23 protein-coding genes and 2 pseudogenes are annotated in these 22,413 nt (G+C 38.1%); 13 read left to right on the top strand and 12 right to left on the bottom strand.

Annotated elements, in window-relative coordinates; translation table 11 throughout:
* Nucleotides 1-129: 129 nt before the first annotated feature.
* Nucleotides 130-666 (bottom strand): hypothetical protein, encoded by a 537-nt coding sequence (locus R2H34_RS04380; RefSeq protein ID WP_087539831.1) that lies wholly within the window; start codon nucleotides 664-666, stop codon nucleotides 130-132.
* Nucleotides 667-858: 192 nt separating this feature from the next.
* Nucleotides 859-1,395: a GNAT family N-acetyltransferase gene (locus R2H34_RS04375; RefSeq protein ID WP_087539829.1), complete on the bottom strand. Its 537-nt coding sequence runs from the start codon at nucleotides 1,393-1,395 to the stop codon at nucleotides 859-861.
* Between the two features lie 107 nt (nucleotides 1,396-1,502).
* On the opposite strand from R2H34_RS04375, the gene R2H34_RS04370 reads away from it, so the two are divergent.
* Nucleotides 1,503-2,000 (top strand): hypothetical protein, encoded by a 498-nt coding sequence (locus tag R2H34_RS04370; protein ID WP_034602660.1) that lies wholly within the window; start codon nucleotides 1,503-1,505, stop codon nucleotides 1,998-2,000.
* Nucleotides 2,001-2,025: 25 nt separating this feature from the next.
* On the opposite strand, the gene R2H34_RS04365 is transcribed toward R2H34_RS04370, so the two are convergent.
* Nucleotides 2,026-2,487, bottom strand: a complete 462-nt coding sequence (locus R2H34_RS04365; protein WP_042891381.1) for a hypothetical protein — start codon at nucleotides 2,485-2,487, stop codon at nucleotides 2,026-2,028.
* Nucleotides 2,488-2,687: 200 nt separating this feature from the next.
* Here R2H34_RS04365 and metG point away from each other — a divergent pair, with 200 nt between their 5' ends.
* Nucleotides 2,688-4,745, top strand: coding sequence for a methionine--tRNA ligase (gene metG / locus R2H34_RS04360; RefSeq protein ID WP_042891380.1), 2,058 nt, complete (start codon nucleotides 2,688-2,690; stop codon nucleotides 4,743-4,745).
* Nucleotides 4,746-4,887: 142 nt separating this feature from the next.
* Entirely contained in the window at nucleotides 4,888-5,244 is a 357-nt protein-coding gene (locus R2H34_RS04355; RefSeq protein ID WP_004960269.1) for a hypothetical protein, read from the top strand.
* A 260-nt stretch (nucleotides 5,245-5,504) separates the two neighbouring features.
* Here R2H34_RS04355 and R2H34_RS04350 read toward each other — a convergent pair whose 3' ends face one another.
* Complete coding sequence (locus tag R2H34_RS04350) at nucleotides 5,505-6,533, bottom strand: transposase (protein WP_318342457.1); 1,029 nt, start codon at nucleotides 6,531-6,533, stop codon at nucleotides 5,505-5,507.
* Nucleotides 6,534-6,735: 202 nt separating this feature from the next.
* On the opposite strand from R2H34_RS04350, the gene R2H34_RS04345 reads away from it, so the two are divergent.
* A complete protein-coding gene (locus R2H34_RS04345; RefSeq protein WP_042893326.1) occupies nucleotides 6,736-7,701 on the top strand; it encodes an MBL fold metallo-hydrolase in 966 nt (321 codons plus the stop codon).
* A gap of 56 nt (nucleotides 7,702-7,757) precedes the next feature.
* On the opposite strand, the gene R2H34_RS04340 is transcribed toward R2H34_RS04345, so the two are convergent.
* Both R2H34_RS04340 and R2H34_RS04335 read right to left on the bottom strand, forming a co-directional pair.
* A complete protein-coding gene (locus R2H34_RS04340) occupies nucleotides 7,758-8,381 on the bottom strand; it encodes a LysE family translocator (protein WP_004960271.1) in 624 nt (207 codons plus the stop codon).
* A gap of 312 nt (nucleotides 8,382-8,693) precedes the next feature.
* Nucleotides 8,694-9,374, bottom strand: coding sequence for a DUF1345 domain-containing protein (locus R2H34_RS04335; RefSeq protein ID WP_042893324.1), 681 nt, complete (start codon nucleotides 9,372-9,374; stop codon nucleotides 8,694-8,696).
* Between the two features lie 187 nt (nucleotides 9,375-9,561).
* Between R2H34_RS04335 and R2H34_RS04330 the strand changes: the two genes are divergently transcribed.
* From R2H34_RS04330 to R2H34_RS04310, 5 genes and pseudogenes are all read left to right on the top strand, one after another.
* Nucleotides 9,562-10,110: a TetR/AcrR family transcriptional regulator gene (locus R2H34_RS04330; RefSeq protein WP_039047420.1), complete on the top strand. Its 549-nt coding sequence runs from the start codon at nucleotides 9,562-9,564 to the stop codon at nucleotides 10,108-10,110.
* Nucleotides 10,111-10,123: 13 nt separating this feature from the next.
* Entirely contained in the window at nucleotides 10,124-11,770 is a 1,647-nt protein-coding gene (locus R2H34_RS04325) for an MFS transporter (protein ID WP_042893321.1), read from the top strand.
* A gap of 29 nt (nucleotides 11,771-11,799) precedes the next feature.
* Complete coding sequence (locus tag R2H34_RS04320) at nucleotides 11,800-11,928, top strand: hypothetical protein (RefSeq protein WP_268811266.1); 129 nt, start codon at nucleotides 11,800-11,802, stop codon at nucleotides 11,926-11,928.
* A pseudogene (locus R2H34_RS04315) lies at nucleotides 11,929-12,963 on the top strand (HlyD family secretion protein); the annotation flags it as partial. It abuts the gene before it with no gap.
* A 66-nt stretch (nucleotides 12,964-13,029) separates the two neighbouring features.
* Nucleotides 13,030-13,896: a 1-aminocyclopropane-1-carboxylate deaminase/D-cysteine desulfhydrase gene (locus tag R2H34_RS04310; protein ID WP_005403154.1), complete on the top strand. Its 867-nt coding sequence runs from the start codon at nucleotides 13,030-13,032 to the stop codon at nucleotides 13,894-13,896.
* A gap of 42 nt (nucleotides 13,897-13,938) precedes the next feature.
* Here R2H34_RS04310 and R2H34_RS04305 read toward each other — a convergent pair.
* Nucleotides 13,939-14,303, bottom strand: a pseudogene (locus R2H34_RS04305) (DUF4870 family protein).
* 141 nt (nucleotides 14,304-14,444) lie between these two features.
* On the opposite strand from R2H34_RS04305, the gene R2H34_RS04300 reads away from it, so the two are divergent.
* Complete coding sequence (locus tag R2H34_RS04300) at nucleotides 14,445-15,641, top strand: NAD(P)/FAD-dependent oxidoreductase (RefSeq protein ID WP_318342456.1); 1,197 nt, start codon at nucleotides 14,445-14,447, stop codon at nucleotides 15,639-15,641.
* A 31-nt stretch (nucleotides 15,642-15,672) separates the two neighbouring features.
* Here the strand turns inward: R2H34_RS04300 and R2H34_RS04295 are convergent, their stop codons facing one another.
* The 3 genes from R2H34_RS04295 to R2H34_RS04285 all read right to left on the bottom strand — a co-directional run bounded on the left by R2H34_RS04295 (nucleotide 15,673) and on the right by R2H34_RS04285 (nucleotide 17,939).
* Nucleotides 15,673-15,852, bottom strand: a complete 180-nt coding sequence (locus R2H34_RS04295) for a hypothetical protein (protein WP_004914255.1) — start codon at nucleotides 15,850-15,852, stop codon at nucleotides 15,673-15,675.
* Between the two features lie 96 nt (nucleotides 15,853-15,948).
* Complete coding sequence (locus tag R2H34_RS04290) at nucleotides 15,949-17,511, bottom strand: mechanosensitive ion channel (RefSeq protein ID WP_005403157.1); 1,563 nt, start codon at nucleotides 17,509-17,511, stop codon at nucleotides 15,949-15,951.
* Nucleotides 17,512-17,738: 227 nt separating this feature from the next.
* Nucleotides 17,739-17,939 carry a hypothetical protein gene (locus tag R2H34_RS04285; protein ID WP_026057418.1) on the bottom strand — a complete coding sequence of 67 codons (201 nt, stop codon included), beginning with the start codon at nucleotides 17,937-17,939 and terminating at the stop codon, nucleotides 17,739-17,741.
* Nucleotides 17,940-18,151: 212 nt separating this feature from the next.
* Between R2H34_RS04285 and R2H34_RS04280 the strand changes: the two genes are divergently transcribed.
* Nucleotides 18,152-18,574: a hypothetical protein gene (locus R2H34_RS04280; RefSeq protein WP_005403158.1), complete on the top strand. Its 423-nt coding sequence runs from the start codon at nucleotides 18,152-18,154 to the stop codon at nucleotides 18,572-18,574.
* 21 nt (nucleotides 18,575-18,595) lie between these two features.
* Here R2H34_RS04280 and R2H34_RS04275 read toward each other — a convergent pair whose 3' ends face one another.
* Nucleotides 18,596-19,357: a ferredoxin--NADP reductase gene (locus R2H34_RS04275; protein ID WP_004914265.1), complete on the bottom strand. Its 762-nt coding sequence runs from the start codon at nucleotides 19,355-19,357 to the stop codon at nucleotides 18,596-18,598.
* An 84-nt stretch (nucleotides 19,358-19,441) separates the two neighbouring features.
* On the opposite strand from R2H34_RS04275, the gene gigC reads away from it, so the two are divergent.
* Nucleotides 19,442-20,326: a LysR family transcriptional regulator GigC gene (gene gigC, locus R2H34_RS04270; protein WP_004914268.1), complete on the top strand. Its 885-nt coding sequence runs from the start codon at nucleotides 19,442-19,444 to the stop codon at nucleotides 20,324-20,326.
* A gap of 16 nt (nucleotides 20,327-20,342) precedes the next feature.
* On the opposite strand, the gene R2H34_RS04265 is transcribed toward gigC, so the two are convergent.
* Nucleotides 20,343-21,050: a cold shock domain-containing protein gene (locus R2H34_RS04265; protein WP_005403159.1), complete on the bottom strand. Its 708-nt coding sequence runs from the start codon at nucleotides 21,048-21,050 to the stop codon at nucleotides 20,343-20,345.
* Nucleotides 21,051-21,203: 153 nt separating this feature from the next.
* Between R2H34_RS04265 and R2H34_RS04260 the strand changes: the two genes are divergently transcribed.
* Nucleotides 21,204-22,358 carry an IS4 family transposase gene (locus R2H34_RS04260; protein ID WP_108565312.1) on the top strand — a complete coding sequence of 385 codons (1,155 nt, stop codon included), beginning with the start codon at nucleotides 21,204-21,206 and terminating at the stop codon, nucleotides 22,356-22,358.
* The last annotated feature ends 55 nt before the right edge of the window (nucleotides 22,359-22,413 follow it).

Genomic DNA, 22,413 nt, shown 5'->3' with positions numbered 1-22,413 from the left:
ATACTCACTGAATGTGGTTAGTTTAGCAGTATTGAAGATTCGACGCTCATATCAAAGACCGTAATTGCTCAATTTTATGTCGCAATTTATCTTTGTCTATCAGCGTCGATTGTTAAAGCTTTATCGTGATTAACCTTTGAATTTATTGATCGTATCAGTGGCAGCTTTCTTTAAATCATCTAACTTGCTGCTAGCTTGAGCTTTCAGATCATCAAATTTTGCAGCTGCCTCCTCTTTTAACTCAACTGCTTTGGCTTTTGCATCTTCTAATTTATGCGTTGCCTCTTCTTTTAAGTGATCTAATTTCTCTTTGGCAGCATGTTGAGTATCCGCCAGTTTTTCTTTTAACTCATCTGCTTTAGCTGATAATGCAGCTTTACTTTCACCGTATTGATCGCTTGCATTGGTCTTTAAATCATCTAAAGCTTGCTCGCCTTTTTGCTTCAACTCATTGGCTTTATCTTTAGCTTGCTGTAAATCAGCTTTAGTTTGATCAATATCTTTCGCTGCGAAGTTTTTTACATCCTCTACAGTTTCCTGACCTTTTTGTTTGATGTCACTTCCAAGCTCGCTGACTTTATCTTTAGCCTGCTGAAAGTCTGCTTTGGTTTGCTCTAAATCTTTTGCTGCGAACTGTTTTAACTGATCAATTTTGTCATTACTCATGTCTTCTTCCTCTTGTTATTTCGTAAAAGCTGTCGTTGATTTCAATTACAGTTATACAAGATTCTGCCTACAGTTATCGTGTTTGCTGCAAATTGAAACAAATGGGATACAGGATGATTCAAATTTATTGCTGATTAATAACCATTTGAATTTTCATATATAAAAATCATATAAATGCATAACACAACTAAATTACTTGATACGATCAGACTGCTGAATCTCATACAATACATGCCAACTTAATGGATGATCTTTAGCTAGAGCAGGATGTTGAAATTCTACTAATTTCCTCATCCCTAAGCTTTGCATAAGCGCTTGTGATCGCAGATTTTCTAAAGTGGTAAAAGACACAACAGTTTCAAGCTGCAAATGATTAAAAGCAAAATCTAAGGCTGCATTTGCTGCTTCTTTTGCATAACCTTTGCCCCAAAATGGTTGATCTAAGCGCCAGCCAATTTCAACACAAGGCGAAAATGAAAACTGTGTGGGTTGATCATGTAATCCTACCAAGCCTATCAATTGTTGAGTCTGTTTTAATTCTACTGCCCAAAAGCCCCAACCCTGTTTTTCAATAATTGCCTTTAATTTATCTATATATACATCGCTTTCAGCGCGCGTTAAAACTTTTGGAAAATACCGCATAACCTCTGGATTAGCACTCATCTCTGCAAAAGGTAAATAATCCGTGTCTCGCCATTGGCGTAAAATCAGTCTTGGTGTTTCGATCATTTTTAGAACCATTAAATTTGTATTAAAAACTATTCACAATATAGAGAATTAGATCAGATATACTTTTGCGCTATCGTGAAATTAACCTAACTTATAAAGCTTTATATATGAATGAAAATGAACTTCTAGAAATTCAAAATGAACTGCAAGCTCAACAAAAGCGCCTGAACTATATTCTTTCGAGTAAAAGAAGAATCCAAAGTATGATTGATTCTTTTGAAGGTGATTTAGCAGAACAATTACTTCCTGTCATTCATAATGAAAGCAACGATTATGCTGGAATCGCAACAAGTTTGGCACTTTCAATTTGTTGGAAATTTTCAAAAGTTGAATTTCCAAAGACCGTTCATTGGTGCAGTGAATTAAGTATCAGCGATCTACAAGTTAAAGATGAATTTACCGCTGTAATTAAAGCCCAAGCTTGGTTGGGAACTTTAGGAAGTGATGAGCTTTGGCAAACGCCACTCTTTGCCGAAATTACAGTTGATCCAAAAACCAATAGTTTAAAAAGCTATCACATCCATTTCTTATCTAAAGGGAAAATCATCTCTTTAAGAAAGAACTCTAAGCAAAGTGTTACCGTTAAGCAGATGCAGAGTATGTAATCCTTTGGGATACATACTTTTTTAATCAAAATAAGATCATGTTCTTCTTTTGATTTACTTTATTCATCACAAAATAACAACTGTTCGCCCCCATACAACTCAAAGCCAAAATCGGCAGCATCATGAAATACATCACAACACCAATTTTTAAAGTTGAAAAATCAATGTGGTTCACTTGATCTTCGAAGAGGATCATTAAGACCAGTAAAGCCCAAGCAATTAAGATCACAAAACTTATTTTTAAAAACTGGTATAAATCAAAAATCTGAGTGGGCAATTTCAATACTGCAAAAACAATCAGATAAAAGATCAAAGCCAAAACGATGAGTATTGGGGTCAAATACATCATAACTTCCATGCCATCACTGACTACATGAAGCAGATGATTCTGTCGATAATTTAAGAACAAACAAAATGGAATCACAAAACTAAAAACAGAAACTAAACTGGCTGAGACTGATGAAAAAACTAATGACCAAGACCTCATTTTTATTTTCCTCTCTTTGATATTGTGATTATTCTCGATCAAACAGATGTACTTTGATTGAAGCCAAAGTGAAGCTTGTATGAAGTTTCAAAATAAGATTCCCTTCAGGCTAAAAAGATTTCACCGATTCCCTTGTGCAAGTCGCTCTTAAGTCATGTAAAATCATCCACCTTGTAAATACGAATGAGAGAACAATATCCGTGCGTAAAATTTTAGTCACCAATGCCCTTCCTTATGCCAATGGTCCTATCCATATGGGTCACTTACTCGGTTATATCCAAGCAGATATTTGGGTTCGTGCGATGCGTGCAATGGGTCATGACGTGACTTACGTATGTGCGGATGATGCTCATGGCACAGCGATCATGTTACGTGCTGAAGCGAATGGCATTAGCCCTGAAGCGCAAATTGCCAATGTTCAGAAAGAACACATTCGTGATTTTGATGGTTTTGGTGTGCATTTCGATCATTATGATTCAACTCATAGCGATGCAAACAAAGCACGTGCATCTGAGATTTATATTAAAAACCGTGAAGCAGGCAATATCGCTGTTCGCCCTGTCACACAATTATTTGATCCTGAAAAAGGCATGTTCTTGTCTGATCGTTTCATTAAAGGCACGTGCCCGAAATGTAAAGCGGAAGATCAATACGGCGACTCATGTGAAGTCTGCGGTACAACCTATAACGCGACCGAGTTATTAAACCCACGCTCAACATTGAGTGGTGCAACGCCAGTTGAGAAATCATCAGATCACTATTTCTTTAAACTACCGAATTTCTCAGAATACTTACAGAAATGGACACGTGATCAAGGTCGTTTACCATTGTCTATTGCCAACAAGCTAGATGAATGGTTTGAATCGGGTTTATCAGATTGGGATATTTCGCGTGATGCGCCTTATTTCGGTTTTGAAATTCCAGATGCTCCAAACAAATATTTCTATGTTTGGGTAGACGCTCCGATTGGTTATATGTCGAGTTTTGAAAACTACATCAAAGCTAAACGTCCTGATCTAAGCTTTGATGACTTTTGGAAAAAAGACAGCGACAAAGAAGTCTATCACTTTATCGGTAAAGACATCGTTTACTTCCATGCACTGTTTTGGCCTGCAATGCTTGAAGGTGCGAACTACCGCACGCCATCTGGTTTATTCGTAAATGGTTTCTTGACAGTGAATGGTCAGAAGATGTCAAAATCTCGCGGTACATTCATTAAAGCTGAAACTTATTTACAGCACTTGAACCCAGAATATTTACGTTATTACTTTGCTTCTAAGCTTTCTGACAAAGTTGAAGATTCGGATTTGAATTTGGATGACTTCGTACAGAAAGTGAATTCTGACCTTGTAGGTAAAGTGGTAAATATTGCCAGCCGTTGTGCAAAATTCATTAACAGCAATTTCAATAATACGCTTTCAAACACATGCGCTGAACCTGAATTGGTTCAAAGCTTTATTGATGCGGGCGATTCAATTGCTCAAGCCTATGAAGCACGTGAATTCTCTGCTGCTATTCGTGAAATCATGGCTCTTGCTGACAAAGCGAATCAATATATTGATGAGAAAAAACCGTGGGCGCTTGCGAAGCAAGAAGGTCAAGAACAACAAGTTCATGATGTTTGCTCAGTTGGTATCAACTTATTCCGTCAGCTTGCAATTTACTTGGCTCCAGTGCTTCCAACACTTGCGGCTCAAGTTCAGTCTTTCTTACAACTTGAAAGCTTTGACTTTGCATCACGTCAGCAAATCCTCGTTGCACACGAAATTGCTCAATTCCAACCGCTTATGCAGCGTGTTGATCCTAAAGCAGTTGCAGCCATGGTTGATGCATCTAAAGACTCTTTAGCTGCTGCGGCAGAAGCACCAAAAGTGGAAAAGAAAAAAGAAAAGAAAGCTGAGAAGAAGCCTGAGCCTAAAGTGGGTGAAGCTGAAATTATTGGTATTGAAGACTTTATGAAAGTTGACCTACGTGTAGCTGAAGTTTTAGAAGCTTCAACTGTCGAGGGTTCTGATAAATTACTTCAACTCACTTTAAATGTTGGTGAAGCTGAACCACGCAATGTGTTTAGTGGTATTCGTGAGTTTTATCAGCCCGAAGACTTAAAAGGCAAATTGGTGGTGATGGTCGCTAACCTTGCACCTCGTAAAATGCGTTTTGGTATTTCTAACGGTATGGTACTTGCAGCGGGTAATGGTGAAGGGGTTTGGGTGATCTCACCTGAATCTGGAGCTAAAGCTGGCGATAAAGTATCTTAAGAATTTAAATGTTAGATAAGAAAAAGCCTCTACTGATGTAGGGGCTTTTTTATACCATTTATATAATTTATTTTCTTGTTTTAAAAAAATATATCGATAAAATAAAAGCGCTTTTTATTTTTTATAACTATCCGGGGTATGCATGAAAAAATTACTAGTTTCAGTTCTAGCGATGTCAACAATTGCATTTACAGGCTGTTCAGTTCGTATGGCAGACATGACTGTAGCTTCTACGAAGAACTATAACTTGAACTCAAACCAATTTGTGAAGGGTGAGCGTGTCACAGGTGAAGATAAGGTTCCGGTAGTTTTATTCCCATTAGGTATTCCTAACTTCAAAACAGCGGTAGATCGTGCAATTGAAAAAGATCGTTGTGCTGTGGCTTTATCTGATGTTGTTATTACTCAATTGAATCAAGCATTTATTGTGGGGCAGATTGGTTACCGTGTTGAAGGTACTCAAGTAATTGACCGTTCACAGCCAGAATGTAAAAAATAATTTTTAGTTGTAAAAAAGCTTCTACGTTGTAGGGGCTTTTTTGTTTTTGGGATTTCCCTCACCCCGCCCCTTCCCCATGGGGAGAATCCATTATTAAATCAATATTGGAATGTTACCTTACGAAGTTGAATTTCTTATATGTCAAAAGTAAGGTAAATATAGCTAAATTCTAAAAACACTAGCACATGGAAACATCTGTAAAACCTAATTTCCTATGGTTTTAGGTGTGATAATAAATTAAGTATAGGACTTACGCACTATTATTTATAGATTCTCTGTGGTAGCAGATGATTTTTATCGAGAATAAAGTCATCAATGAAGTTTTTGATCATTGGTCTAAATAATTTCTTCTGCCAACGATATATATTTTCAAAGATCCGCTCAAACTGGTTCTTTTGTATCTCAACGTAGGCCATCAAGGCTGAAAAAATATGATTCAAAATCAGTTTAGATCGTCTTACTTGAAACTTTTCAATATGACAAACCTGTTTAATCACCCGGTGATATTGCTCTATTTTCCAATGACTTGAATGTAATTCATGAAAACCCTCAAAGGACAATAAATCATCTTCATCTTGATGCACAATATAAAACCTCTGCTGTTCTTTTAACTGAGTCTTAAATAATTGTACAAAGCCAAAATCTTTGAGCCAGACTACTTGACCCTGATGGAAATCTGGCAATAAACGCAGTTGAAACCATTGTCCTTTTTCTGGGGAAACCTTACGGTTACAGTCGATACCAAACATAAATCGAATACCATATTTTCTTATGGTTTTTAAATTTCCAGTCGATGAATACCAACTATCACCTGTAATAAATTGAATCTTTGCACCCCAACTGAGTACTTCACTTAACATATCCATAAAGTAATCATTCTTGGTTTTACTTTCAGATTTGTCATAAATTCGGAAATTAATTGGAATATTTTGACCATTTTGATCTGTCGCATACAAGGTAATGAGATTAATACCCTTGACGGATCGGTGGTGTTTGCTTGACCAAAAATAACTAACTAAGTCCATATGTTGACTATATGGTTTATCTAAAACAGTATCATCAATACTGACTATAAGTTTGTTATTATCAATATGTTGAATTGATTCTTGATATAGGTCGTGAGGTGTGTAATCTTCACGCTCTAGAAAGCGATTTACACTATCATGCGAGATATTATAAGTCTCGGCAAGTTGTGTGCAGCTAATAGAGTTCGGTTCTGTCATGAGAAAGCCCATATAAATGGGTAGAGTACAAGTTGCTGTAGAAGCATGTTTAATTCGTCTGATCACAGATACTTTATAAAGTATTTTAGTACTTTTTTGAATCCGTCAATGCGTAAGTCCTAAAGTATTCAACTATAGTATATAACCTTCATCCCAACCTTTTCCCTGAGCCATATGTGGCGCAAGAAAAAGAGCTTTCAAAAAATTTTAAAATTTATATTTAAGTATGATAAAAAATACCCATCCCTTTAAAACTTATAAGAACCCCATGAAAACATTTACCCCCCTATTCCTCGTATTCGCTCTAAGCACCACAGCCCATACCATCCAAGCTGCTGAATCCACCATCTCCCTACAAAAGCAAGTCGCTGGTTACTATCAATATCAAGCAGGTGATGTACAAATCACAGCCCTGCTCGATGGTACAAACTTTATGTCACCAAGCTTGTTTAAAGATATTTCTCAACAACAAGTCCAAGAAATTTTGAAGAAATACTATGCAGATCAAGAGAAAGGCGTACAAACCTCAGTCAATGCCTTCCTCGTTAATACAGGAAAATCTCTAGTATTAGTGGATAGCGGTGCAGCTAGTTGTTTTGGTGCTCATTTAGGTTCAGTTTTAACCAACCTAAAAGCATCAGGCTATCAACCTGAACAAGTCGATACCATTCTACTCACACATCTACATCCCGATCATGTCTGTGGAATCAGTAAAGATGGTATTGCCAATTTCCCTAATGCGACAGTCTATGTATCTGATGATGAAGCAAGATATTGGTTAGATCCGAAACAAGCAGCAAAATTACCAAAAGAAAAACAAGCCAATTACTCAGGTACGGTTGAGAAAATTAAACAAGCGATTGCGCCTTACCAAACCAAGCAACGCTTTAAAACGTATAAACTCGGAGATGACATTCAAGGTTTTAAAGTCATTAACACGGCGGGACATACACCAGGGCATTTTAGCTATGAGCTAAAAACCAAAGATGAAAACGTGGTGTTTATTGGAGATATCGTACATTCACATACTGTGCAATTTGATAAGCCTGAAACGGCAATTGAATACGATATAGACCCGAAAAAAGCCGTTGAAACGCGTTTAAAGCAATTCGCTGATTTTGCTAAAAACGGACAAACCATTGCCGCTCCACATTTACCGTTCCCCGGCATTGGACACATTTATTCAGCCGATGGAAAAAGCTATCAATGGATTCCAACTCATTTCAAAGATTAAATGTTTTTATTTAGAATTAGCCCATAAAAAAGCGACCTTCTTGGTCGCTTCTTTTATCACTTCATTCCAAAGATCAACTTCAATCCAAGCAAGGTCATGACACCACCTGCGATACGATCAAAAACAGCTTTAGATTTTAAATAAACTTTACGTGGTCCTTCTGCTGACAATGCAACAGCCACTAGCGAATACCAACCTGCATCAATAAAGAAACACAAAATTGGCAACACCACATAGAAATAAGTTGGAATTTCTTTAGGTAATAAAGCAGTAAAAATACTGGCAAGCACGATTGCAATTTTAGGATTACTCAACTGCGTGATAAGACCTAAACGAAAAGCTTGTGCATAGCTCATGTTATGAACTGCACCCTCCGTTGATGCCATTGGTTCTTTAGCATGTTTAATAATTTTATAAGCAAGCCAAAGTAAATACAGACCACCAAAGATTTTTAAAGCCAAATATGCTGAAGGCACTGCAAGTAAGATTGCCTGTAATCCCATCACAGCTAGAAAACCAAACAAAGCGGCACCCGTACCTGTACCAAGCGCAGTAAATAAACCATGTTTACGTGAAATCGCAATCGAGTTTTTTGCAACATAAATAAATGTCGGACCAGGGCTAATCGCACCTAACATCAATGCCAATGTAATCGAGCCTAAAATCAATATTGATTCCAAGATAAACCTCAAAATTAGAATAATTTTCTAGCAAATATTTTATGCGAAAAAGACTCATACAAGATACTATTTTTTACAAACCACAATGTATGGATAAAATCTTATAATTCAATAAATTAATTAAAAACAATAATAAAAATCAAATAACTTCTATAAAAAACTATCAGAATTACTGAGCTAAGATGAGCTATTAAATAAAAAACCAATCATCTACGTTTCTTATTTAACCAGATAAAATATTAAATATTTACTCCACTATTTCACTATTTTGAATTATAAAACTCACCTTATAGATTCATTTAGCATTGTTAATTAGCCAAAACCGATCAGGCTCGCTGCCACATTGATTGCAACCGCCAAAATCACGGTATTAAAAATAAAAGCTAAAACACAATGAAAAATATTCAGATGTCTAAGCTGTGAGTTAGTAATAGAAACATCTGCGGTTTGTGCAGAAGTGCCAATGATATAGCTGAAATAGACAAAATCGAGATAATCAGGTTGATCTGTTTTTGGAAAATCCAATCCCTCATCGACTTGACGGCTTTTCGCAAGATAATAGTCATGTGCATAATGGATAGCGAACAAGGTATGCAGTAATAGCCACGATGAGAAAATAGTTCCTATCGTTAGCAAGATCAGAATCGTTTTAATGATTGCTTGATCTTTGGGAACATGACTGAGTTGCACAGCAATCGAAATAAAACAAACAACAATTGCGATTAAAGCAACCGTAAGTATCATCCACTTCCCTTCATCTTGTTGCTTTGCTCGTTCTAAGATGTGTTCTGGATCTAAACGCCACATCATCTTTAGGATCATAAACAGATATAGCCAGATGGCAGTATTCCAGCCAATTTGTAGCCGTGTCGCCCAATGCCATGAGCTGAATGTTTGCAGCACAAAAAAGATAACGAAGCCCAAAGCAAAAGTTGCGGATAAGTATGGACGATGTTTTAAACCACGAAAAAATCGATGCATGAAGGCTTGCATATAAAACCTACCTTAAAATTTTCAAAATCAAATTGTTTTATTTTTTAATACGATAAGTTTGTTGCTACACAAACCAATTTACCTCTATTACTCAATATAAACAAATCAGATATCGATCGTTTATTTAAATCGGACAAATTTGTCCGCTAAATAACTCTTATCCAATTTATACTTAGCAAGTTCAATAATGAATAAACGTGTTCAACAAGCTGCTCATAACCGCGAAGAATTGCTTCATGCAGCAGAAGAGGTATTTCGGGCTCAAGGTGTACATGTGCCATTACAAGCGATTATTGATCATGCAGGCGTAGGACGAGCAACCTTTTATCGTAATTTCTCAGATCGCAAAGCACTCATGTTTGCCCTACTTGATCAAGCGATGATGCGCTTAGAACAGAGAGCATCAGCTCTACTCGAATATAATGATGGTTTTATTCGTTTGATTGAAGGACATATTGAACAACTCCCTCATCTGATCGTACTGATTGATTACTGGCGTATCATTGATCGCCAAGACCCAATCATGCTAAACATTTATGAGCGACGAGATAAAGCATTACAACCTTTAATTGATAAAGCCATAGCACATCAATTATGTCGCCCTGATCTGACCCCGCAAGACTTTGGCATGATTACGGCGATCTTAGGCTCTTCTTTTCAAGGGCATCTTGCTTCTGATCAAGTGCGACTGGCAAAACGTGCAATAGAATTATTATTAAACGGCATCAAAATTTAGTTCGAGGAATAATATGGATAACAGCCCTCGCTATCTTGAAACCCCACCAGATTGGTCAGCCGATGAACGCCCTACGCTACCCGGCTCTCCTACGGCTATCGCACATGCAAAGCCAAAACGTTTTGCATATTTCTTTATTGGGCTATTTATTTGTATTGCTGCCAGTTTAAGTAATGGTTTTATTGTCGCTAATTTACCAATTTTCCAAGGTGAGTATGGTCTCACACCATCACAAGCAGCTTGGTTACCTGCTGCTTATGTGATGGCAAATGTCAGTTCAAATTTGATCTTATTTAAAGCTCGGCAACAATATGGTTTAAGACTATTTTCAGAAATTGGATTATTAGTATTCATCGGTGTGTTGGTCTTACACATCTTTGTCAAAACCTATGAAATGGCTTTATTTGTCCGTTTTATTGCAGGTTTAGCCGCTGCTCCACTTAGCTCATTGGGTATGTATTACACCATGCAAGCTTTTGGTAAAGCAGATATGGCTAAAGGGATTTATTTGGCTTTCGGCTTTCAGCAACTCGGTTTGCCTTTGGCTTGGATTATCTCGCCGTTTTTACTAAGCGCCAATCAATGGGATGTGATTTATACCTTTGAACTGGGTTTGGCAATTTGTTGTTTTGCAATGGTGGTAGCTTTAAAACTGCCTCGAAGTATGCGTCTCGCGGTTTTTGAGAAACAAGACTTCTTTACCTTTGCACTGCTCGCTCCAGGTTTCGCCTGCCTGTGTATCGTGTTAACACAAGGGCCTATTCACTGGTGGTTTGATAGCCCTTGGTTAGCCTATACCTTGATCGTCGGTTTTTGTTTAATTGTGTTCGGTTTGACTTATGAACATTATCGTCGCAATCCACTGATCATGACACGTTGGTTGGCGACAGGCGATCTTTTGAGTTTCATCGTCAGTGCCTTTGCGCTCAGACTATTAATGTCTGAACAAAGCTACGCTGCGGTCAATTTTCTAAAAACTGTTGGTATGGGTCCTGATCAATTTGTTCCGCTTTATGTGGTTATTTTCTGTGGAACGATTGCAGGTTCGGTATTTAGTGCGCTGACATTTCATCGTGATCGCTTAATTTTAAATTTATTTCTGGCTGAAGTTTTAATTCTGATCGCATGTGCTTTGGATTATCACCTGACCAGTGATGTACGACCTGCCAATTTTTATCGAAGCCAGTTCTTGGTGAGTTTTGCAGGGGGCGTATTTATTGGTCCACTGCTATTGATGGGTTTTATGCGTACCTTACAACGTGGTCCTCAATATGTCGTGACTTTCATTGTACTGTTCTCAGCCACACAAAACTTTGGTGGTTTAGTCGGTTCATCATTTTTCAATACCTATCAGCAACGCCACACTTATGATTATAAAGTTGAGATTAGTAGCAATCTTGATCCTACCGATCCTCTCGTCGCACAGCGTTTGCAAAGTTATCAACACAGTTCAATGCTCACAACGAATGACCCTGTTTTACAAAACAATCAAGCCCTACAGAATTTAAATAAGGTGGTGACTCGTGAAGCTCAGGTTCGTGCCTACAACGATGTGATTGCCTTAAATGGCATCTTTGCCGTTATTTTGCTGCTTTGGGGCTTATTTAAATATGCTCGGAATAAGTACAAAACCTGTAGAAGCTTGCAAACAGTAAATTAACTTTTATTGTATTTGATTGAGAAAAAATTATGTCTGAACAAGAGAAACCAGAAAGCTCCAAGATCGAAAACGCTAAGCAGAATAATCATGCTCAGTCTGACAAAGCAGTTGAGTCCGTGCCTAAAATGCCACCACCACCGCCACCTACAACCAGTTAATTGATTAAAACTAAACGCTCAACCTTATGGTGGATGCTTTTAGTATTAATCGTGGGGATTACCATTATTTTATGGGCGTGGCGAATTGGTCCATTTCATACGGCGATTGAACAAACTGACAACAGCTATGTGAAAGGCAAAACCACCATTCTTTCCTCACAGATTAATGGTTATATCAAAGATGTATTGGTCAAGGACTTTGATCAGGTCAAACAAGGTCAAGTCTTGATGCATATTGATGCAACCACCTATGATCAAAAAGTCACGCAGGCTGTCTCAGGTGTAGAACAAGCAGAAAATAGTCTAGCCAATCAAACTCAAGCCATCGCCCAACGCCAAGCTGATGTGGTTGCAGCACAAGCCAAACTTGATCAAGTCAAAGCGCAATACGACTTATCCATCGCACAACTTAAACGCTATCAACAACTTGGAGATAGCGGTGCAGCATCAAAATCTGAACAAGACAAAGCTGCTGCAGATGCACAAAATAATCTAGCTTTGCTCAAACAAGCGCAGGCGAATATCCTCGTTGCACAAGAAGCATTAAAAACGGCAGAAGTCGCTCAAGTTGGACTAAAAGCACAAGTGAATAGCGCACAAGCGCAATTGGATCAAGCCAATACCACAAAGGATTACAGCACGATTGTTGCGCCACTAGATGGTCAACTCGGTGAGGTCAATCCACGAGTAGGTCAATACGTGGCGGCAGGAACACAATTATTGTATTTAATCCCGAAACAAACATGGGTGATTGCGAACTTTAAAGAAACGCAAATTGCCAATATGAAAATTGGGCAAAAAGCGTATTTTACTGTGGATGCCATGAATCATCAGAAATTCACAGGACATGTAGAGCAAATTTCCCCTGCGGCTGGTTCCGAATTTAGCGTACTAAAACCTGATAATGCCACAGATAACTTTACTAAAGTGGTGCAACGGATTGCAGTGCGTATTGCGATAGATCCAAACCAAAAAGGCATCGAAAATTTACGTCCTGGTATGTCCGTGATTAGCTCTGTAGATACCGACTCTTAATGCAGCACTGACATTCTCAATCAAATACATTTACAATGTGATCAAATCCAATTTTTGTTTATTCCAATGTTTGATCACATTGCTTTTCCAACTCCTTATCAAACATTAGACCTTCCCTTTCCTGTGCAATTGACGGTGAAACGTCTTGATCTCATTCACCCTCAGATTTCAGGGAATAAATTTTTTAAACTGAAATACAATCTATTCGAAGCCAAGCAACAAAATTTAAATCAAGTACTGACCTTTGGCGGGGCCTACTCCAACCACATCGCTGCAACAGCTTATGCAGCACATTATTTTGGTTTTCAAAGTATTGGCATTATTCGTGGTGAGGAGTTAGCTAAACAAGCGTTCAATCCAACCCTGCAAACCGCACAAGATTTTGGTATGCAACTGCATTTTGTCAGTCGAGCTGAATACCGACTTCGCCATGAACTTGAGTATTTACAACAATTAAAACAGCGTTATCCAAATACTTGGATTATTCCAGAAGGCGGGACTAATCAACTTGCGATACAAGGCACGAAAGAAATTCTGTCTGCTGATGATCGAGAAAATTATGATGTGATTTGTTGTGCTGTCGGTACAGGTGGCACGATTGCAGGGATCATCAAAAGTAGTTCAGATCAGCAACATATTTTAGGCTTTTCGGCACTTAAAGGTGATTTTCTCAAGCACGATATTCAACAATGGACCAATAAAACCAACTGGTCTTTAACAGATGAATATTGTTGTGGTGGTTATGCCAAAACCAATTCTGAACTGCTGCAATTTATGCAGCAATTCGAACAACAATATGCTGTTCCACTAGAGCAAATCTATACAGCTAAGATGATGATGGGATTATTTGATTTAATTCAACAAGGGCACTTCCCTGTGAATACGAGAATCTTAGCGATTCATACAGGTGGGCTACAAGGACGCATGAAATAAAAGTCACCCTGAAGTGACTTTTGATCTACTGATTCTAACGGCTTAAAACCATCCATCACCGATTGGTTTATTGTCCATAAACACCACAAGACCTTTTACGATGCGATAAATAAACCAAATCGACACCGCAAACAAGATTGGAATGCCGATGAGGACAAATGACAGTACGAAACCAATCACAGCACCAATGAGCGTGAACCAAAAGGTTTTGATTTGCCATTCAAAATGGCTCGCCAACCACGTACCTTGTACTTCATTACGTTTCATATAGTTCATGATGACAGCTGCAATACTGGTCAAACCCACAAAAATACTGGCTGCATATAAACCATAGGCAATAAAGTATATTGTCTTGGTTAATCTTGGTTGTTCGGCTGAATATCGTTTAAAAATGTTTTATCGTTCATTATTTTTAGCCCTCTATAGAATTCAACTTTATAGCATGCCTTGATTTTAAAGGCATATTTTTTAATCAAACAATCGACGTACTCAAAAGGCTTTAAATCTTCTATAATTGCCCGCTTTTCGTATTCTATCGAGTAATGCTCATGGTTCATCAAGTTGATGTGGTTGTTTTAGGTGCAGGTGCATCGGGCTTGATGTTAGCTGCTGAAGCAGGCAAACGTGGACGTTCAGTCGTTGTACTCGAAAAAGCCAATAAAGTTGGTAAAAAAATTCTGATGTCTGGTGGCGGTAAATGTAACTTCACCAATTTAGAGGTGGAGCCTTCCAACTATCTTTCAGAAAATCCTCATTTTGTGATTTCTGCCTTAACAAGATATACCAATTGGGATTTTATTGGTTTGGTCTGTGAATATGGCATTGAATACGAAGAACGTAAACATGGTCAGCTCTTCACGCTGAAAGGCTCTAAAGAAAATCTTGAATTGTTACTTTCAGAATGTAGCAAATCAAAGCACGTTGAAATTCAAACACACTGCGAAGTTGAACAGGTAAAAAATAAAGCAGATTCAGGTTTTATTATTGAAACCAATCAAGGCACTTATCACTGTGAGTCGTTAGTAGTTGCCACTGGTGGTTTATCGATTCCAACATTAGGCGGTTCAGGTTTTGGCTATGAACTGGCAAAGCAGTTCGGACATCATGTATTGCCAACCCGTGCTGGTCTTGTTCCCTTTACTTTTTCAGATCAGTTTAAAGAGGTAACCACTCGCTTAAGTGGTAATGCATTAGATGCAACCTTGATCAACGATCGTCATCAATTTACTGAAGCACTTTTATTTACCCATCGCGGTTTAAGTGGTCCAAGCTCCTTGCAACTATCCAATTATTGGCATGTTGGAGAAAGTTTTAAAATAGACTTTTTCCCAAGCCAAGATTTATTGGATTTTTTCAAAGCCAAGAAAAAATCACAACCTAAAGTTCTACTCAGAACTTTACTGAATGAGTTCACTGCAAAAAGTATCGTTATTGAGTTACAGCAACTCATTTGGGCGGATCACAGTGAAACTGCGATTGGCAATATCAGTGATGCTCAACTGGAGCACATTGCAACACAACTACATGCTTATGCTGTAAAACCTTCAGGAACTGAGGGATATCGAACTGCAGAAGTGACTCTCGGTGGCGTTGATACCAGCGAGGTATCCTCCAAAACCATGGAAAGTAAAAAACAAAAAGGCTTGTACTTTATTGGAGAGGTTCTCGATGTAACAGGTCATCTTGGGGGATATAACTTCCAATGGGCGTGGTCATCAGCACAAGCCGCTGCTCAATTCGTCTAGAAAATTCAAATTGAGCAGATCATTTGATGAACTAAGAGTGATGCTCAGGAGAATTCGCTGCTTCAACAGAAGAGGATTGCGAGCTATTTGATGTTGATTTTTCTTTGCTCGTGCCAGACTTTGCGATCACGAATTTATATGCACTTGCCAAAAATCCTACAGTGATTCCAGCAATAATAATCGGTGCAAATACGCGGTTAGGCTTCTTCATTTAATTCTCCTATAGACTTTTTATTTATTGAAAAAACAAAACGACCACCCTGTTAAGAGTGGTCGAATTGATCAAAAAAATCAAAGATTATTTTTTCTATTCATCTGAATATGGAGATGAAGGAGGAGTTGGATTGCTATTTGTACTAATTGTAGGTTGATTTTGATGAATTGGATTTGGTTGCTTAGCTTCGGTTTTTGCTTTATCCAATAAATCTGTCAATAAACGTTCAGCTGGTTGACGACCGCCTAAACCAAATGCCAATGCAAAAGCAACTGCAACAGAACCCAACGTCAAACCAAATGCCAAGTTAACGATCGAATCGGCAATACCCATTGCTTTTAGACCCATCGCAATAACTAAGCCCATGATCAAAATGCGAACTAGATTACCTAACCAACGTGAGCTGTTGTATTCACCACGTTGCACGACATTCGCAACCACATTTGCAAGCCAAAAACCGATTACCAAGATCACAGCACCGAGTAAAATGTCTGCACCGAATTGGATAAACATGGCAATCAAGCCACTCACCTGTTCTAAACCTAAGCGATTCGCTGCTTCAGAAACAGCAAATAACATAGTAAAGAACACGATCAAATAGCCAACAATATCAGAAACACGTGTTTGTCCAAGAAAACGTTGTACATCCAGTTTCATCGGAACTTCGTCAACACCAGCACCTGATATTAATTCAGCGACCAAACGTCCAACAAATCTCGATACCACATAAGCCACGATTAAAATCAATCCAGCCGCGATAATTTGTGGAATTGCATGCATAATTTCATTCAACATCGCTGTTGCTGGTTGTGAAATTGCTTCAACACCCAATGCTTCAAATGCCACAATTAATGCTGTGATGATAATAATTGCAAATACAAATGAACCTAAGAATTTAGAAACACTTGAATTTTTAAATAATCCGATCTTTTCTGCTTGAGCCTGTAAACCTAAGCTATTGGTTAAGCCCTCAACAATACCACGAACGATTTTCGCTAAAATGTAACCAACAAAAATGATTACGCCTGTAATGAATAGATTCGGTAAGAATGCAATTGCTTCATTCACCATATTCTGTACAGGAACAAGTAGCCCAGTTAAACCGAGAATAGATAAAACAATCGGCAAGAATAATAATAGAACTAACCAATAAAAGATCTCAGCAATATTACTGCTCAGTGAACTAACACCAACTTCACTACTTAACTTATCGTCTAACTGAGTTTTGGATAATACATTGGTCAAGCCTACACGTACCAAACGTGCAACAACCCAACCAATAAATCCGACGGCAACAGCAGCTAACAGATTTGGAATATAAACCAGTACACGACCAACCATATTGCTAAATGGATCGCTTACACCACTAATATTTAAGACATTTAATGCACCAACAACGGCCAAAATCATCACAAACCAAAATACAAGTTTGGAGATGAGACTTTCTATATTGGGCGCTCTACCAGTCGCCGATGACAATTTATGATTGGTATCAAATTTTTGTAATAACTTTTTCACGCCTGCTGCAATCACTAGGGCAATAATCCAACCCACCAGTAGAATAACAATTGCGGCTAATATTGGCTGAAATTGATCCCAATAATACATTGCATCAAATCTCCCTCTTTGGGATGGATCACTAAAAATTTCATTCATGTCATGTTATCCTTTTATCTGTTTTTTAAGTCAAATACAGCTACCCAAACTCATTCTGTTAAGAGAACATCACGAATGGATATCTAGACCATAATTTTTGTTTAATTCTCAATCAACGAACAGCATCACTAATACAACAAAAATTACGCATAATTTTGCAAAAAAAGCCCATTAGTTCACACCAATGAGCTCGTTAAATCGATTAGGTTTGGTCTAAGATAGATTGCTTACGCATTTAAAAGGACCGAATGCAACTGTGACATGATCACTTGTGCAGTAGGTTTATTCGAATGGTCTGCAACCATAAAAATTAATAATGCTAGCAAGAACAGCCCTACGATAATGAGCATATAGACTGGTAATTTCCTTTTCCTTGCTATTTCTTCTTTACTGGCCACATGAGGCTGTGGCTTACTAAAATCATGCATCATAGTTTGCCCTCATCCTTTTATTGCTTAGACCTTTATATTAGCAATGGACTGTGTTGCATTGTGTGACAAAGCTTCGCACTATCGTTGTTTTATTTGCATAACTCTACTTTTTATTATTTGCATTCTTGTATAAAATATAGGCGGTTTAGAAAATGATAAAAATAAGCTATAATCCTCTGTCACGTTTCTGTTCTGTTTTTAATTACTGTATGTCCTATAGCCAACAAAGTGTTTCTCTAGATTTAGACACTGATGTCACACATCAATGTTTTTTACATCACACACGCGATGAACATTTGATTGGTATTATCGAGTTCAATAAACCAAGCTATATTTTAAAGTGGGGTGATCTAGAATATTTCCGTCGACGTACTGAAGAATTCTCGGTTATGCCCTTACCTGATTGCATTAATGCAATGATTATCGATATTCGGAATGTACAACCATTCCTCGACAATGAAGTTCCGATTTTACCTTGGCGCTTACTTGAAGAAGATTGCCCAGTTCGACTGGTTGTTCCCCATGATCGCTTAGAGCACTACACTGGACTTTTTGAGCCCACATGGCTGAATACAGATGTTGATACCGCAATTCAAGAAATCCGCGAATTTATGGATATGTTTGTTCACTAATAACATATCCATGCATACCTATTACCAATAGTTCTCTACAGCAATATTTCCCTCACCACGACGATTCATCGTCAGTCCACGTTGTTTTAATGCATCCTTAGTATCTTCTACCATTTGTGGATTACCACATAACATCACATGGCTAGTAGCAGGATTGAGTGATAGGCCAACCACTTTTTCTAGCTCACCATTTTCAATCAAAACAGGTAAACGATCATGTAGGGTTGCATTTGGATCACGGGTAATTATAGGTACAAATTTGAACCCTGTATGCCCTTCACCAAAGCTCTCAGCAATCTCTTGTATACGATCTACATAAGCCAGTTCAGCTGTAGATCTCACACTATATATAAGATGAATATGCTGATATTTCGTCCACGTTTCAAAATCTTGGAGCATAGATAAAAAAGGAGCCAATCCAGTACCCGTGGCTAATAACCATAAATCATGAGCTAAAGGCAATTGATAGCGGGCTAAAGTTAAATACCCATACGCAGTTTTGTCGAGATATAACTCATCACCGATTTCAAGATGTTGAAGGTTTGAAGTAAACGCACCATCAGGTACAACGATAGAAAAGAATTCCAGATTTTCATCAAAAGGTGAAGAAACGACTGAATATGCACGAACCACCAATTCACCATTTACCATCAACCCAATACGAGCAAATTGACCTGCTGTAAATTTAAAATGGGCGGGTCTCGTCATCGTGAAACTAAAAAGATTGTGAGCCCAACGATGTACAGATAAAACCTTTTCTACGGTAAATTTTTCAATTGACATGATTTGAACGTGGCACGAAACAGTATGCTCATGTTAGCATGATCGAATATTTGATGGATACTCAAAACATTAAGGCTATATAACATGCGAATGACCTTACGCCAATTGGCTGTTTTTGTGGCGGTCGCTCAGGAAGGAACCGTAACCAAAGCCAGTGATGCTGTTAGACTTACTCAAAGTGCAGCAAGTATGGCTTTAGCTGATTTAGAAGATGGTCTTGGTGCGCCATTGTTCGATCGACTCGGCAAGCGTTTACAGCTTAATGATTTGGGACGCTTTTTATTGCCACAAGCATTAGAAATATTAGGTCGCTGTGAATCTTTTGAGCAAGCAGCCAAAGGTGAATTACAAAGTATTGACCTTAGATTGGGAGCAACGCTCACAATCAGCGACTACTTGATGCCTGATTTAATGGCTGATTTCTTACAAAAACACCCACAAGCACACTTACAATTACAAGTGGGTAATACTCGTCAAATGATTGAAGCAGTCAACCAATTTCAGTTAGATTTAGCTTTAATTGAAGGTTCTTGTCATTTGCCACAATTACAGTGTATTCACTGGCGTGATGATGAATTAGCCGTTTGCTGTGCACCTTCACATCCTCTTGCTCAAATTCAACGTGCACTAAGCCCTGCTGACTTTCTAAATGTTGAATGGATTTTACGTGAAGAAGGCTCTGGTACACGTGAAGTTTTTGACAATGCAATTTTACAAGATGTTCCTGATGCGAATATTCGTTTGACCTTAGGTCATAACGAAGCAATTTTAAAAATTGTAGCGGGTGGGCTTGGGATGTCCTGTGTATCAAGATTGGCGATTGAGCCTTTAGCTGAAAAAGGTCAATTGGTCATCCTTGACACACCGTTCTGGCAACTGACAAGACCACTTTATATGCTGGTACACCGCCAAAAATATCAGGGGCCAGGATTAAAAGCCTTTCTACAATTTTGTGAAGATCAGATTTAAATCTGATCTTTTTAATTTACCATCTCGAATCATTCTCACACGGTTCACCATCATTATCACCATCCATTTTGGTATTAGGACAATTGCGCACAAAGAACTCTGCTTCTTCACGTGATCTCATTTGTGAACAATGTTGGCGTCCATCACATTTAAATTGAGTCTGGTTCGCTGTCGATTGTTGTGATCGGTTATTCATGACAGGAACAGATGTCGAGGCTTGCAGAGCGTTTTCTGTCTTTTGAGATAATTTAATTTCTGGCAGCTCACCCAAAGCATCTCGTTGCTGTTGCACAATTTTCTTCTGCTCTGCAATCAGCTGTGCTGTTTTTAATTCTTTTGATTCTGCATACGACTGATATTTTTTAAAAACTAATGCTCCTAAAATTGCAATCACAATCAAGCCAATAATCATAAAAGTCATACCTTTATGATTTGCATGTTTTTGCTGTGAGACCGATTTATTTTGAGTAGATGGGTTGTTGGCATAGTTTGGATAATCAATATATGCTTGTTTTTGATCTAAGCGCACAATATTTGCAGCTTTAAACTTTCCATTATTATCTTCAACGATCAAAAATTTTAGTTTTTCACCAATTTTAGGTTCACCAGATGCTTTTGGAAAATCTTTGATATGGAAGAAAACATCAGTTTGATGACCATCTACCTTAATAAAGCCAAAACCTCTTTCTGTATCGTATTTTTTTATTTTTCCTTCAACAAACATTTTGCACTCAATTTTTCATGTTTTGGTTATTCTAATAAAAAAGAGACCCTAAAGCCACTACTGTCCCATAGTTTGCTCTAAATAAAAAAAACTGAGTCTAAATAGTTAAAATATGAGTGCAAACAAACACTTTAACTATAAAGGACTCAGGTTTTGTCACATCAGAATACCGTATTTCATCAATTACTCAAACCCATTCTAAGACAAGATTTTGAACGTCTGGCTAAACTGCACCACTCTGGGCAAAAATTAAGATCAGCCACCCGCTGGGATCAGTTTGTTGCCATATTGATGTCCCAACTTTCTTGTCGGCAAAGCTTAAGAGACATTCAATCCAATCTCGAATCCCAGCAGGAAAAGCTCTATCATCTTGGCGCGAAGAGAATTGCGCGAAGCACCTTAGCAAGACTCAACGAAGAACAGCCCGCCAGCCTGTATCAGCAATTGTTCACACAGCTGCTTCAGCGCTGTGAAAACTCTAAAACTGCACATAAATTTAGATTCAAAAATCCGCTGTATTCACTAGATGCCAGTCATATTGATCTTTCACTGTCATTGTGCGCATGGGCAAAAGTGCATGAATCCAAAGCCAGTATTAAACTCAGTGTTGGCTTAAATCACAGCAATACCATTCCTGAATTTGTAGCGCTTGGGGATGGTATTGAAAATGATATGGTGCAAGGCAGAGCATTTAAATTTCCTGCTGGCAGCATTATCGTCTTTGATAAAGGATATGTTGATTATCAATGGTTTGCTCAGTTGACACTTCAGAACGTCAGCTTTGTAACCCGGCTACGCCCAAAGACAGTTTATCAAGTTAAATCAAGCCGCAGCGTATTAGAGACTAAAGGGATTATTGCGGATGAATGTATTGAATTGAGCAGTGCGCATGCCAAGAAAAGAGGCGCACCTGAATTATTAAGACGTATAGAGTTTTATGATACAGATAAGAAAAGAACATTCGAATTTCTGAGCAACAACTTTCATCTGGCAGCATCCACCATTGCTGCAATTTATAAAGACCGCTGGAAGATTGAGTTATTCTTTAAAGCCATCAAGCAGAATTTAAAACTGAAGTCATTTCTAGGTCGAAGCCGCAATGCGATACAAACGCAAATATGGATTGCATTAATTGCCTATTTGCTGGTGAACTTCGCTAAACACATGGCACAAGAAGGATGGAGTGTTCAGCGTTTACTGAGAATTATTCAGGTCAATTTATTTGAAAGGAAACTTTTAAGGTCACTCTTTGTGCCTGATAAAAAATGGCGAAAACAAGAAGAACCTCAATTGAGGTTCTTCTTTTGATATTTGTGGGACAGCAGTGACCCTAAAGCCTCTTTTCTCATGATATTTCAATAAA

This window comes from Acinetobacter sp. 16, assembly GCF_033439925.1.
GTDB classification, from domain to species: Bacteria; Pseudomonadota; Gammaproteobacteria; order Pseudomonadales; family Moraxellaceae; genus Acinetobacter; species Acinetobacter junii.
The sequence above is the reverse complement of the archived record's forward strand: the minus strand, read 5'-3'. Positions and strand labels throughout refer to the sequence as shown.